Annotated in this window: 13 protein-coding genes and 1 riboswitch; of the genes, 3 read left to right on the top strand and 10 right to left on the bottom strand. The window is 60.5% G+C overall.

Annotation, left to right across the window (positions count from 1 at the left end; genetic code table 11):
* Positions 1-84: 84 nt before the first annotated feature.
* Positions 85-1746: a 30S ribosomal protein S1 gene (gene rpsA / locus ACMHLQ_RS18260; RefSeq protein WP_415405313.1), complete on the bottom strand. Its 1662-nt coding sequence runs from the start codon at positions 1744-1746 to the stop codon at positions 85-87.
* 468 nt (positions 1747-2214) lie between these two features.
* Here rpsA and ACMHLQ_RS18255 point away from each other — a divergent pair, with 468 nt between their 5' ends.
* The 3 genes from ACMHLQ_RS18255 (at position 2215) to ACMHLQ_RS18245 (ending at position 3889) form a co-directional block, all read left to right on the top strand.
* Positions 2215-2796 (top strand): hypothetical protein, encoded by a 582-nt coding sequence (locus ACMHLQ_RS18255; protein WP_415402122.1) that lies wholly within the window; start codon positions 2215-2217, stop codon positions 2794-2796.
* 181 nt (positions 2797-2977) lie between these two features.
* Positions 2978-3244: a MarR family transcriptional regulator gene (locus tag ACMHLQ_RS18250; RefSeq protein WP_415402121.1), complete on the top strand. Its 267-nt coding sequence runs from the start codon at positions 2978-2980 to the stop codon at positions 3242-3244.
* Positions 3245-3358: 114 nt separating this feature from the next.
* Positions 3359-3889, top strand: a complete 531-nt coding sequence (locus tag ACMHLQ_RS18245) for a hypothetical protein (RefSeq protein ID WP_415402120.1) — start codon at positions 3359-3361, stop codon at positions 3887-3889.
* An 11-nt stretch (positions 3890-3900) separates the two neighbouring features.
* Here ACMHLQ_RS18245 and ACMHLQ_RS18240 read toward each other — a convergent pair whose 3' ends face one another.
* From ACMHLQ_RS18240 to miaB, 9 genes are all read right to left on the bottom strand, one after another.
* Positions 3901-4440, bottom strand: a complete 540-nt coding sequence (locus ACMHLQ_RS18240) for a hypothetical protein (protein WP_415402119.1) — start codon at positions 4438-4440, stop codon at positions 3901-3903.
* Positions 4441-4530: 90 nt separating this feature from the next.
* On the bottom strand, positions 4531-5712 hold the full coding sequence (gene metK, locus ACMHLQ_RS18235; RefSeq protein ID WP_415402118.1) for a methionine adenosyltransferase: 1182 nt from the start codon (positions 5710-5712) through the stop codon (positions 4531-4533).
* Positions 5713-5715: 3 nt separating this feature from the next.
* Positions 5716-5765: riboswitch (SAM-SAH riboswitch) on the bottom strand.
* A 9-nt stretch (positions 5766-5774) separates the two neighbouring features.
* Positions 5775-7289 carry an apolipoprotein N-acyltransferase gene (lnt, locus tag ACMHLQ_RS18230; RefSeq protein ID WP_415402117.1) on the bottom strand — a complete coding sequence of 505 codons (1515 nt, stop codon included), beginning with the start codon at positions 7287-7289 and terminating at the stop codon, positions 5775-5777.
* A complete protein-coding gene (locus ACMHLQ_RS18225; protein WP_415402116.1) occupies positions 7286-8176 on the bottom strand; it encodes a hemolysin family protein in 891 nt (296 codons plus the stop codon). The genes lnt and ACMHLQ_RS18225 overlap by 4 nt, the downstream gene beginning before the upstream one ends.
* Positions 8177-8220: 44 nt before the next feature.
* Positions 8221-8715, bottom strand: coding sequence for an rRNA maturation RNase YbeY (gene ybeY, locus ACMHLQ_RS18220; protein WP_415402115.1), 495 nt, complete (start codon positions 8713-8715; stop codon positions 8221-8223).
* Between the two features lie 56 nt (positions 8716-8771).
* Positions 8772-9764, bottom strand: coding sequence for a PhoH family protein (locus ACMHLQ_RS18215; protein WP_415402114.1), 993 nt, complete (start codon positions 9762-9764; stop codon positions 8772-8774).
* 151 nt (positions 9765-9915) lie between these two features.
* Positions 9916-10218, bottom strand: coding sequence for a hypothetical protein (locus tag ACMHLQ_RS18210; protein ID WP_415402113.1), 303 nt, complete (start codon positions 10216-10218; stop codon positions 9916-9918).
* A gap of 13 nt (positions 10219-10231) precedes the next feature.
* Positions 10232-10750 (bottom strand): OmpA family protein, encoded by a 519-nt coding sequence (locus ACMHLQ_RS18205; RefSeq protein WP_415402112.1) that lies wholly within the window; start codon positions 10748-10750, stop codon positions 10232-10234.
* Positions 10751-11027: 277 nt separating this feature from the next.
* Positions 11028-12350 (bottom strand): tRNA (N6-isopentenyl adenosine(37)-C2)-methylthiotransferase MiaB, encoded by a 1323-nt coding sequence (gene miaB / locus ACMHLQ_RS18200; RefSeq protein WP_415402111.1) that lies wholly within the window; start codon positions 12348-12350, stop codon positions 11028-11030.
* Positions 12351-12445 lie beyond the last annotated feature (95 nt).

Raw genomic sequence — 12445 nt, 5'->3', positions numbered from 1 at the left:
CCCACCGTTTAGCCATCTCATTGGCCAAAAAGAAAGGGGCCGCAAACGGGCCCCTTTCCAAACTTGCAGTGCCGATGATCCGGCTTACTCGTCGCCCTTGAGAGCTGCACCGAGAATATCGCCGAGCGATGCACCGGAGTCCGAAGACCCGTACTGTTCCACGGCTTCTTTCTCTTCTGCGATCTCGCGTGCCTTGATCGACACACCCAGACGGCGTGTCTTGGCGTCGATGTTGGTGATGCGCACATCGACCTTGTCACCAACCGAGAAACGCTCGGGGCGCTGTTCGGCACGGTCACGCGACAGGTCGGAGCGGCGGATGAAGGACTTCATGCCTTCGTATTCCACTTCGACACCACCATCTTCGATGGCCGTCACTTCGACAGTCACGATCGAGCCGCGCTTCACGCCGCCCACAGCTTCGGCAAACTTGTCGCCGCCAACTGCTTTGATCGAGAGCGAGATGCGCTCTTTCTCGACGTCCACTTCGGACACAACCGCGCCGACCATGTCGCCCTTGCGGTAGTCCTGGATCGCCTCTTCGCCACGCTGGTCCCAGCTGAGGTCGGAAAGGTGCACCATGCCGTCGATGTCGCCGGGCAGGCCAACGAACAGACCGAATTCGGTGATGTTCTTGACTTCGCCTTCGACTTCCGTGCCCTCGGGGTGCGTTTCTGCAAACACTTCCCATGGGTTGCGCATGGTCTGTTTCAGGCCCAGGGACACGCGGCGCTTGGTGCCGTCGATTTCCAGAACCATGACTTCGACCTCTTGCGAGGTGGACACAATCTTGCCGGGGTGCACGTTCTTCTTGGTCCAGGACATTTCGGAGACATGGACCAGACCTTCGACACCGGGCTCCAGCTCAACAAAGGCACCGTAATCGGTGATGTTGGTCACGCGGCCTGTGTGTGTGGATTCCAGCGGGTACTTGGCGGCGACCAGATCCCATGGATCTTCCTGCAGCTGCTTCATACCCAAGGAGATGCGGTGCGTCTCTTTGTTGATCTTGATGACCTGCACCTTGATCGTCTCGCCAATCGTCAGGATTTCCGACGGGTGGTTGACGCGGCGCCATGCCATGTCGGTCACGTGCAGCAGGCCATCTACGCCGCCCAGGTCCACGAACGCACCATATTCGGTGATGTTCTTGACCACGCCGTCGACGGTCTGACCTTCGGTCAGGTTGCCGATGACTTCGGCGCGCTGTTCGGCGCGGGACTCTTCGAGGATCGCGCGGCGCGACACAACGATGTTGCCCCGGCGACGGTCCATCTTGAGGATCTGGAACGGCTGCTTGAGACCCATCAGCGGCCCGGCGTCGCGTACAGGGCGCACATCGACTTGCGAACCGGGCAAGAAGGCCACGGCACCGCCAAGGTCGACAGTAAAGCCACCTTTGACACGGCCAAAGATCGCGCCTTCGACACGTGCTTCGCCAGCGTAGGCTGTTTCCAAACGATCCCAGGCTTCTTCGCGGCGGGCCATCTCGCGCGAGATGACAGCTTCGCCACGGGCGTTTTCAGCCGAGCGCAGGAACACTTCGACTTCGTCACCGACCGATATTTCGGGCGCTTCACCGGGATTTGCGAATTCTTTGAGCTCGACGCGGCCTTCCATCTTGTAGCCTACGTCGATGATGGCTTGGCCTGCCTCGATGGCGAGGACCTTACCTTTGACAACCGACCCCTCTTCGGGCGTGTCCATTTCGAAGCTTTCTTGCAGGAGGGCTTCGAATTCCTCCATCATTTTATCAGCCATGTGGCGTCGTTATCCTAACTATATCTGTTTTTGACGGGCCGTGCGGTTGTCTCCGCCGGTCTGGGTTTGTGGTCCACCAAGGTGGAATGGGCAGTGCCGCCAGGCATTTTCAAAACAAAGAGGGCCGGAGTGTTCCGACCCTGCTCATCTCGATGTCTTGTTGGTGTTTACACCTTGACGACCAGCGGGCGTATAGCGCCCCAACGCCCGCTTGGCAAGGGCGGCACCGTCCGAAAGCTGCGTAATTTCTGCCCGATCCGTGCACTGGCGCGATTACAGGACAACACACAACTGAACGGATTCCGGTTAGTCAACTGTTAACCTTGACTCTCACAAGGCTCATAGTCATATTGACTACAACCTGGGCGGGTTTATGCTTATTTTAGGTAGATTTGAAAAACGTTTTGACACTCACTTACACAATGCAAACTTTACACTGCAACGAGGGGTCACATGAACGACGACGGAATTTGGCACGATCCGCAGATATATGATGGCGAAATCTGGCCGACGGTGGATAACCCGGCAGAGGCCGCCAGCAATGTGTACATGCTTCCGATCGGGGCACCGGATGTTGGCGCGCCTGACCCGGCGGTTGGACTGTGGCGTGACGCACCCCCCACCCGTGAAAGCGACCTGTGGGCCCGCCACGTCCTTGCCTTGTGTTCGAACCCTATCATTGGCCATTTGTTTGCCGAGGCGACCTCGGGGGTGGGCTGCGCGCTCACCACATCTGACGATGCAAGTGCGATGTTGCGCTGTGCGGCGTATTGCGACGGTGCCGCATCGGTTCTTGCGGTCAGCATCGAACACCACCACTGCGTTGCGCGCACGATGGGCACGCTGGCCCGGTTGCGCGACGCCAACCCCGAACTGCCAGTTTTGCTCATGGCCGACGCCCCGCGGATGTCGCTGGCCAGCCATGATCTGAGCGACGTGTGCGATCTATTCCTACCACTGCCCGCAACGCCAAGTCGGCTGCGGTCAGGTCTGAAGACTGCCGTGCTGAACACAGAGGAGCGCATAGCCGTGTAGAAAACAGATCATCCAAATGACTTCTGACTTTGCGAATAACTACAATAAAAGACATAGTTGACCTGTCAATTTGATTGGCGAGATGCTATGGATCGGGTTCAGGGAAGATTCTCCGCAAGGTTTGGACGTGAACCATACAGTACTTGGGCAGATTGGGCGTTTGCGCTCGCTATTGCAAGAAATGGAACATGATATCGGCTTGAACACGCTTACGCGGAACGAGCGGGATATTTTTTTGGCGTTTTGCGCCTGTATCAAGGATACGGGCGGCGGCGACGCCACTTGTTCCACGGACACAGTTCGTGCGAATCCAATTGTCGCCGACATATCGCAGCCCACCTTCCATCGCACGCTGCGGCAGTTAATCAGCCGCGGTTTGCTTGAGCGATGCGAAGGTGCGCCAATGGGCCGATACAGGCTTACATATCGCGCGCTGGATCAAACCTAGCGGACAGTTTTGGACGAGGTATCAGTCCCTGCGCGCTTTGATCGGGATTGATATCGCGTGTCGACACGACCACAAGAGCGCTCGGCAGAGTCGGCGCAACATATCACGAAAACTATGTTGCACAGCGGAACGCTTCTGCTGGCATATGCCTTTACCTGGCAAGTCATCATGCCTGTTCAGGCCAATTTTCTGACGCAACTGCCCAGCCTTGCAATGGTCATGTACCTGCCCTTCGGGATCAAGGTCATCTCGGCGTTTTTCGAAGGGTGGCGGTCCATGGTGTATCTCGCGCCTGGTGCCGCGATCGGGCTGGGTCTGTTCACCAATCTCAGGTTCGACGCGCCCCTGACCTACCTCACGTTCTTGGCAAGCTATGGTGCAGCGCCGGCCGTCTTTTGCCTGCTGGACTGGGCCCTTGGCCGTGACCGTCAATTCCATTCCCCAAAGGTGGGCTGGCGCATATTGTTGTTTGGCGGGCTGGTCACATCGGTTGTCAGCCCTGTGATGATCCATCTTGTCCGGTATCAGACCATGCCCAGTTCCGATTTTGCGCTCAGCCTGACCAAATACATGGTCGGTGACATCGTTGGCCTGGTTGCGGTGCTGTTTCTGCTTTTAGCGGTTTTCCGACTGTCACGCGCCTAGCGCGGCGCGCCTCAAATCTCTTCACCCAGTTCCTGCAATTCTTTCAACAACTCTTGATAGATGCCGTTTGAATCGCCGCCTCCGAACACCGTCGCCCCGCCTGAATAGGTTTGCCCATAGGTTCGGGCCACGTTGATCGTCTGGACAAAGGCCGACAGCAATTGGTCCTTTTCCAACGGGCTGAGTGGATGGATGAACACCCCCCAGAGACGCCCCTGCGCAACCGCATAGCGCGCATCAAGCGCTGTGTCGAAATTGGCCTGCATCAGGCGCATCAATTCTTCGGGCTCGAGCCCTTCGGCAAAACGGATGGGCACCATCGCCCGCATCCGATTGGCCGTCGGATCGGCAATGACGACAAGCGGGATGTCATCAATGGTGAACTGGATCGTGTTGCCTGCCGCGGCAGCCTCGGGGTCAATGGCGCGGATGATCTGGGCCATCCGCAGCATCGTCATTGGCGGCTCGACGGCTGGGACCTCGCCGGCCTCCTGCGCGAAAACGGGGGCGGCACAGAGGGCAAGGGCCAGAAACAAGCGGAGGCGCGGCATGGGCAATAACCTTTCATCAAGATGACAAAAGGCTAAGCCAGCCGCGCCTCAATTTCCAAGCACCGTTTGGTGATCGTCCGTGTAGGCCGTTTACAGACCGGCCTTCAGGGCATCGCCGAGGTCGGTCCGTTCCCAGCTGAACCCGCCATCCGCATCAGGTGCGCGCCCGAAATGGCCATAGGCGGCGGTGCGTTCATAGACAGGCTTGTTCAACGACAGGTGCTGGCGGATGCCGCGTGGGGTCAGGTCCATGGCGCGCGATACTGCCGCTTCGATCTGCGCATCGGGCACCTGGCCGGTTCCGAATGTATCACAATAGATCGACAGCGGTTTGGACACCCCGATCGCATAGCTCAGCTGGATCGTGCATTTGTCCGCCAAACCGGCGGCAACCACGTTCTTGGCCAGATAGCGCGCGGCATAGGCCGCAGACCGGTCAACCTTGGTCGGATCCTTGCCCGAGAACGCGCCACCGCCGTGCGGGGCAGCCCCGCCATAGGTATCAACGATGATCTTGCGCCCGGTCAGGCCCGCGTCCCCATCCGGGCCACCGATGACAAATTTGCCGGTGGGGTTCACGTGCCACTCCGTGTCGCCGGTCAGCCAACCCTCGGGCAGGACCTCTTCGATGTAGGGGGCGACGATGGCGCGGATGTCATCGCTGCTCAGCGCTTCGTCGAGGTGCTGTGTCGACAGCACGAGAGAGCTGACGCCAACAGGTTTGCCATCACGGTATTGCACCGACAGTTGCGACTTTGCGTCGGGGCCAAGCGCGGGTTCGGTGCCGTCTTTGCGCACCTGCGCCAGACGACGCAGGATGGCATGGGCATATTGGATCGGCGCGGGCATGAGGGCGGGCGTTTCGTTCGTGGCATAGCCGAACATGATGCCCTGATCGCCCGCGCCTTCATCCTTGTTGTCCGCCGCATCGACGCCTTGGGCGATATGGGCAGACTGTTCATGCAGCAGGTTGGTGATCTCGCAGGTGTCCCAGTGAAACTTGTCCTGCTCGTAGCCGATATCCTTGATACAGGCGCGCGCGATGTCGTCGATGCGGCCCATGTAATCGTGCAGCTTGTCCTGATCGCTCAGCCCGACTTCGCCCCCGATCACAACCCGGTTGGTCGTGGCAAAGGTTTCGCAAGCGACACGCGCTTCAGGCTCTTCAGCAAGAAAAGCATCAAGCACGGCGTCGGAAATACGGTCGCAGACCTTATCGGGGTGGCCTTCGGAAACGGATTCCGAAGTGAATGTGTAATTCTGTCGGGACATGAGCGCTCCAATGCAATTGTCACTGCCACGTCAGGAAGCCGTTGTGACAGGTCTGGAGGCAATTACGCGTCGGGCTGGGCTTCGTCAATGCCATCCGTGCGCCGCGCACGGGCATGGCGCAACACACACCCCACAAGCCCTGCGAGAACCAGCAGGACCCAGGGTGTGTCGCCGGTCCGGCTATAGAGCGTCGGCGCGCCGGGTGCGGGCAGCACCACGTCGACATACCCAGCCGTATTGAGGGGCAGTGACGCAGTGACCTGCCCATGAGGATCGATCATCGCCGAAATGCCCGTATTGGCGGCACGCACCATCGGCAGCCCCTGCTCGATGGCCCGCATCCGAGCCTGGGCGAGGTGTTGTTGCGGGCCCGATCGCGTGCCGAACCACGCATCATTGGTCAGCTGCATCAGGAAAGCGGGCCGCTCGGGCGCGCCACCGACGTTGTGGGCAAACACGACCTCGTAGCAGATCAGCGGCAGCGCCGTACCCATCGCGCCAAAATCAAGCAATTGAGGCCCCGGGCCGCTTGTGTACCCGCCCTCGGCCCGCGCGGCGAGGCCACCGACCTCGATCCGGCGAAAGAACCATTCGGCAGGCATGTATTCCCCGAAGGGCACGAGGTGGTGCTTGTCATATGTCTGCGTGACCTGCCCATCCGCATCCAGCATGACAAGACTGTTGAAGTAATCCAGCCCACCCCGCCGCTGAATGCCCAGCACCACCGGAGCACCGCGCGCGGCCTCGGCGATCACATCGAACGCAGGTTGCGCGTTTTCCGCAAGGTATGGCAGCGCCGTTTCCGGCCACAGCACAAGGTCGGGTACAGGCCCGTCAGCGGTGTAATCGATCTGACGGTTGACGAAGACGGGGATCTTTTCCGGGTCCCATTTTTCGCGCTGCGGTGCGTTGGGTTGAACGAGGCGAATGGTGTAGGGCGTGACCGGACCGGGGGGCGTCGCTGCGGGGAACGCGATAACTGCAACGGCCGCGATGGCGCTGATGCCGCTGATCAGTCTGGATGCAGAGACGCCGATCAGGCCGGCAACCGCAACAAGGCCCAGCATCATCCCGTGCGGCCCCAGCCACGCCAGCCCCTGCCCCGCGATACCGTCGATCAGCGCCTGTGGGGGTGCGGCCCAGGGAAAACCGGTGAAGATGTAAGCGCGCAGCAGCTCTGCACCGCTCCACGCGATAACCAGCGCCCATGCCTGCCCTCCGGCCCAGCGGGCAAAACCCAGTGCGAGTGCCCAGAACGAACCCAGCAACAGGGCAAGCAGCACCAGCGCAAAGGGCGCCATCCACCCGGTGGTGGCTGCATCCACCTGAAAGGGTTCGGTGATCCAGGAGAGCGTGAACGCGAAATAGCCAAGGCCCAGGGCCCAACCCCGGATCAGCGCGGCGCGGACTGTTCCGGCCGCGTGCAGAAGGACAAAACCAGCGACCAGCGGTGCCAGGATCGCCGGACCAAAGGAAAACGGCGCATGGGAAAAAGACCCCGCAGCCCCGAGGATCAGCGCAAGGGCCACCTGACCCCAGGCTGGCCACGCCGCGACGCGGGTGGCGATTTGCGTCATTCGGCGGCGTCCCGTCCCCGCAAGCGGACCCGCAACCGTTTGATGCGGCGCGGGTCAGCGTCGATGACTTCGAACTCGGGGCCGTCCGGGTGCGGGACGACTTCGCCCCGGGCAGGCACCCGGCCTGCCAGCATGAAGACAAGGCCGCCAAGCGTGTCGATCTCTTCCTCGTCCACATCGTCATGGGTGGTCAGGGACAAACCGATTTCCTGTTCAAAGTCTTCCAGCGGGGTCTTCGCCAAGGCAAGGTAGCATCCCGGCTTTTCGCGGGTGAAGAAGATGCCCTCGTCCACGTCGTGTTCATCCTCGATCTCGCCGATCACCTGCTCGATCAGGTCCTCAATCGTGACGAGACCGTCAACGCCGCCATACTCGTCGATCACAAGGGCCATGTGCCGACGCTCGGTCTGCATCTTGGTCAACAGCACACCGATGGTCATCGACGGCGGCACAAAGAGCAGCGGGCGCAGGCGGGCGCGCAAGTCGAAATCCTTACCCCCGCCGTTGAACCCGTGCTGCAAGGCGATGTCCTTGAGGTGGGCAAAGCCGATGGGCGTGTCGAGCGTCCCCTCGAACACCGGCAGACGGGTCAGGCCGCTTTCCTTGAAAAGGTCCACCAGTTCATCCAGCGTGATCGTGTCAGGCACGGCTGTGATGTCGGCCTTGGGCACGGCCACGTCCTCGACCCGCAACCGGCGCAGGTTGATCATGCCGTGGCTCTGGGGGCGCGGGCTGGGTGACGCGTCGGGCGCGGGTTCCGTGGTGTCTGACGGGCTTAGCGCGCCAATGACGCGCGCCAGAAATCCACCAGTCTGAGAAGGTTCACTCGTGTCATTGTCTGACTGCGCGCTCAGCGCCGCGCCAGACGATCCGTCGTTTTCGCCCATTGGCTCCTGTCCAGTTATGCGGGCTGTGCGCCCGCCTATGCGCCCTAATATGGGTCAGGCACCCCTATGCTGCCAAGTATCTTGACCTCCAAAGCCTCCATACGCGTGGCGTCAAGGTCACGGATGTGGTCATATCCCAACAAATGCAACGTGCCATGAACGATCAGGTGCGTCACATGGTCTGCAAAGGGTTTGCCCTGATCGGCGGCTTCACGCGCGCAAGTTTCATAGGCAATGGCAATGTCCCCAAGGCTGAGCGCACCGCCGGGATCGGCGGCGGGCGTCTGGGGGGCCTCTCCCTCCGGGTCCGCGCTCAGGTCCTGTTCGGGCCAGCTCAGCACATTGGTCGGCGTGGGCTTATTCCGAAAATCGGCGTTGAGGGCAGCGATGCGCGCGTCGTCGCAGGCCAGAACAGAGAGTTCCGCCTGATGAATGTCGAGTGCCTTGAGCGCTGCAGTGATCGCATCCGTGGCGAGCGTGTTGAAGCCGGTGCTGCTCCAGCGGTCGTCTTCTATCAGGATGTCGATGTCATGTGGCATGTGTCGGACCGGGGGCCAGCCCCCGGACCCCCGGGATTTTCTGGAACAGAGAAGGATCAGGTGGTTTCCGTGTCCGCCTCGTAAGCCTCAATGATGGCGGCCACAAGCGGGTGGCGCACAACGTCTTTGGAGGTGAAGTAGTTGAAGCTGATCTTGGGCACGGTCTTCAAAAGCCGTTCAGCATCCGCCAGCCCAGAGGGCACGCCCCTTGGCAGGTCGATCTGGGTGCGATCGCCGGTCACGACCATGCGCGACCCTTCGCCAAGGCGTGTCAGGAACATCTTCATCTGCATCGTGGTGGCGTTCTGCGCCTCGTCCAGCACTACGAAGGCGCGGCTGAGCGTGCGGCCCCGCATGAAGGCCAGCGGCGCGATCTCGATCGTCTTCTCTTCCTTCAGCTTGGCCAGTTGCTTGCCCGGCAGGAAGTCGTTCAGCGCATCATAAAGCGGCTGCATATAGGGATCGACCTTTTCTTCCTGCGTGCCAGGGAGAAAGCCGAGCCGCTCGCCCGCCTCGACCGCCGGTCGGCACAGGATGATCTTGTCCACGTGACCGGAAATGAACATTGACACACCAACCGCCACGGCCAGATACGTCTTGCCCGTCCCCGCAGGCCCGATGCCAAAGGCAAGTTCATTGTCAAAGAGCGACTGCACATAGGCCTTTTGCGCATCCGTGCGCGGTTCGACCAGTTTCTTGCGTGTCTTGATCTCGATCCGGTTGCCGACGGGCATTTCCAGTTGATCGCCCTGCCGGGTGCCTGTGTCCTTTTCGGATCCGCCCATGCGCAGTTCGCGGTCGACATCGGCCGGTTCGACCTCCTTGCCCGATTCCAGACGCAGGTAGAGCGCGTTCAGCACATCACTGGCGCGCTTTTGCGCCCCCTCCTCACCCAGAACGGCCAGAACATTGCCACGCCGGATGATCTGCACCTCGAGCGCGGATTCAACGGCGGTAAGATGACTGTCATAAGGGCCGCAGAGATCAATCAACAGTCGGTTGTCGGGGAATTCCAGAACCACTTCTTTGGGCGGTTGATCTAGGGTCAATGCCTGCTCCTTGAGTCTGTCTTATCCAAGCGTTGCAAGTTCACGGGGGAGGTGCAACGGGGGTCGGGGCGATTTCATCGAATTGAAACAAAAAAGGCCGGAGCGTGCGAAACGCCCCGGCCTTTTGCAGCTGATATGTCTGCGGAGCAAATCAGTTGGGGTCCCGGATGCGCGATCCGCCCTTGAAGTCACCCACGGTCTGGGTGGGCTGTGCCACGCCGGAACAAACGGGCTTGCCGTATTTGTCGAGGCGTGCGGACAGGTACCCTTCGACGCCATCGTCGATGATCCAGTGGTCGCAGCCATTGGGATCGACCCAGATGCCTGCCTGCAACTGGCTGAGGTCCTTGCGGTCTGTGCCGCGGTCAATCGTCTTGTCCGGCGGCAGCCCGTCACCACACGCGGCGACACCCAATGCAGCAATCAGAAGCGGAACGAATTTCAACTTGGTCATGATATCGCTCCGATCACTGAATGCAGATGATTTCGACACGGCGGTTCTTGGCCATGCCTTTTGCGGTGTTATTCGGTGCCGCGGGCAGGCGTTCGCCATAACCGCGCACATCCGCGATCCGCGCACCGGAGGCTTGCGCAACCGATGCCACCGCGTTGGCGCGGTTCAGCGACAGACGCAGGTTGTAGGCGTCGCTGGCGCGGCTGTCCGTGTGCCCGGTGATGATAAAGCTGGTCGCGGTCGAGTTCTGGAAGAACTGCGACAGGCGCTGCTTGCCCGCCGGGTGAATGCGGTAGCTGTCGGTGGCAAAGAACTGATCCGACTGCATCACGCCGCACAGGTTGCCACGGCGGCATACCGGGATGCCCTTGCGGTTGACGTGCGGGGTCATGTAGCCCTCGGCCCCGTCATCCATGACCCAGTGTTCGCACCCGTCCGGGTCGACCCAGATCGTGGGGATGTACTGGCCCCCGTCTCGCCCTTGTTGCGACCGCGTCTGGCCAAAGGCCTGCGCGGACACTTCCACAGTCATCAATGACGTCAACGCCACAGCGGTGGCAGCCGCAGTGGTCAGAAGCTTATTCACTGTTTGGGAAAACAAATTCGCCACAGCTCTGTCCCTTTTATTGTTGGTCCCCCGCAAAAGCCCTAAACACGTCCAAAAAAGACAGGCCCTTGCCACTCTGATCGAAACCGTAGGCAATTATTAATGATCTGTGAACCCGTTTTCACCAGATATTGTGCCTTAAAATAGCACACTTACCAAAAGACAGGCCGATTTCGGGAAGGATTTCGCGCCGAGCGGGCGATCAGACCAATTGCCCAGCCAGAGAGTTCGCCGCAGAGCTGACGATTCTAACCGGCGCAATCTGACCGACCGAAACGTCCGCATTATCCACGTGCACGGCGTGCAGGTAGTCGCTCTTGCCGCCCATTTGCCCCGGCAGGCGCCCGGGCTTTTCAAACAGCACATTCACGGTACGGCCCACCATCGCCTCCTGAATGGCGCGCTGCTGGCGCGTGATCAGCGCCTGAAGCCGTTGCAACCGCTCGTCCGCCTCTGCCGCATCCACCTGCGCGCGCTCGGCCGCTGGTGTTCCGGGACGCGTCGAGTACTTGAACGAATAGGCGTAGCCGTAATTCACCTCTTCAACCAGATCGAGCGTGGCCTGGAAATCGGCTTCGGTCTCTTCCGGAAAGCCCACGATGAAATCGCCCGACATCAGGATGTCGGGCCGCGCGGCGCGGATGCGTTCGATCACGCGCAAGTAGCTTTCGGCGGTGTGGCTGCGGTTCATGCGCTTGAGGATCCTGTCGCTGCCGGACTGTACCGGCAGATGCAGATAGGGCATCAGCTTGGAACAGGTGCCGTGCGCCTCGATCAGGTCATCCGTCATGTCGTTGGGGTGGGACGTGGTGAAGCGGATGCGTTCCAGTCCGTCGACCTTGTCCAAATCCCAGATCAGCTTGGCCAATGTGTAATCCGACCCGCCCGGCCCGGCGCCGTGATAGGCATTCACGTTCTGGCCCAGCAGCGTGATTTCCCGCACGCCCCGTTCGACCAGATCGCGTGCCTCGTCCAGGATACGGGCAACCGGTCGGCTGACTTCGGCGCCGCGCGTATAGGGCACCACGCAGAATGCACAGAACTTGTCGCACCCTTCCTGCACAGTCAGAAAGGCCGTTGGGCCACGCGCAGCCTTGGGTCGGCTTTTGAGGCGCTCGAACTTGTCTTCCTCTGGGAAATCGGTGTCGAGTGCCTTTTCCCCCTCACGGGTCTTGGCCTCCATCTCGGGCAGGCGGTGATAGCTTTGGGGGCCGACGACCAGATCGACCATCGGCTGGCGGCGCATGATCTCCTGCCCTTCGGCCTGCGCTACGCAGCCTGCAACACCGATTTTCAGGTCGGGCTTTTCCGCTTTGAGGCCCTTGAAGCGGCCCAGCTCGGAATAGACCTTTTCCGCCGCCTTTTCCCGGATGTGACACGTATTCAGCAGGATCATATCGGCGTCATCCGCCGACGTGGTTTCCACATATCCCTGCCCGCCCAGCGCCTCGGCCATGCGTTCGCTGTCATAGACGTTCATCTGGCAACCATAGGTCTTGATGAAGAGCTTTTTCGGCGTCGTCATTGGGGCATCCGGGCTTTGTGGAATGTGAAATGGCGATCTAACAGCCGCACCGCGATCTTGCAATGGAGCGCAGATTAACCGAATGAAAGGGAAAC

Origin of the sequence: Tateyamaria algicola, from assembly GCF_047715485.1 — a bacterium.
GTDB lineage: Bacteria > Pseudomonadota > Alphaproteobacteria > Rhodobacterales > Rhodobacteraceae > Tateyamaria.
The sequence above is the reverse complement of the archived record's forward strand: the minus strand, read 5'-3'. Positions and strand labels throughout refer to the sequence as shown.

What these genes read in the sequence shown, in the direction of transcription:
- ACMHLQ_RS18240 (WP_415402119.1), bottom strand. Translation starts at nt 4,440, where the DNA reads ATGCCGCGCCTCCGCTTGTTTCTGGCCCTTGCCCTCTGTGCCGCCCCC.
- metK (WP_415402118.1), bottom strand. Translation starts at nt 5,712, where the DNA reads ATGTCCCGACAGAATTACACATTCACTTCGGAATCCGTTTCCGAAGGC.
- lnt (WP_415402117.1), bottom strand. Translation starts at nt 7,289, where the DNA reads ATGACGCAAATCGCCACCCGCGTCGCGGCGTGGCCAGCCTGGGGTCAG.
- ACMHLQ_RS18245 (WP_415402120.1), top strand. Translation starts at nt 3,359, where the DNA reads ATGTTGCACAGCGGAACGCTTCTGCTGGCATATGCCTTTACCTGGCAA.
- ybeY (WP_415402115.1), bottom strand. Translation starts at nt 8,715, where the DNA reads ATGCCACATGACATCGACATCCTGATAGAAGACGACCGCTGGAGCAGC.
- miaB (WP_415402111.1), bottom strand. Translation starts at nt 12,350, where the DNA reads ATGACGACGCCGAAAAAGCTCTTCATCAAGACCTATGGTTGCCAGATG.
- ACMHLQ_RS18210 (WP_415402113.1), bottom strand. Translation starts at nt 10,218, where the DNA reads ATGACCAAGTTGAAATTCGTTCCGCTTCTGATTGCTGCATTGGGTGTC.
- ACMHLQ_RS18225 (WP_415402116.1), bottom strand. Translation starts at nt 8,176, where the DNA reads ATGGGCGAAAACGACGGATCGTCTGGCGCGGCGCTGAGCGCGCAGTCA.
- ACMHLQ_RS18250 (WP_415402121.1), top strand. Translation starts at nt 2,978, where the DNA reads ATGGAACATGATATCGGCTTGAACACGCTTACGCGGAACGAGCGGGAT.
- rpsA (WP_415405313.1), bottom strand. Translation starts at nt 1,746, where the DNA reads ATGGAGGAATTCGAAGCCCTCCTGCAAGAAAGCTTCGAAATGGACACG.
- ACMHLQ_RS18205 (WP_415402112.1), bottom strand. Translation starts at nt 10,750, where the DNA reads ATGACTGTGGAAGTGTCCGCGCAGGCCTTTGGCCAGACGCGGTCGCAA.
- ACMHLQ_RS18255 (WP_415402122.1), top strand. Translation starts at nt 2,215, where the DNA reads ATGAACGACGACGGAATTTGGCACGATCCGCAGATATATGATGGCGAA.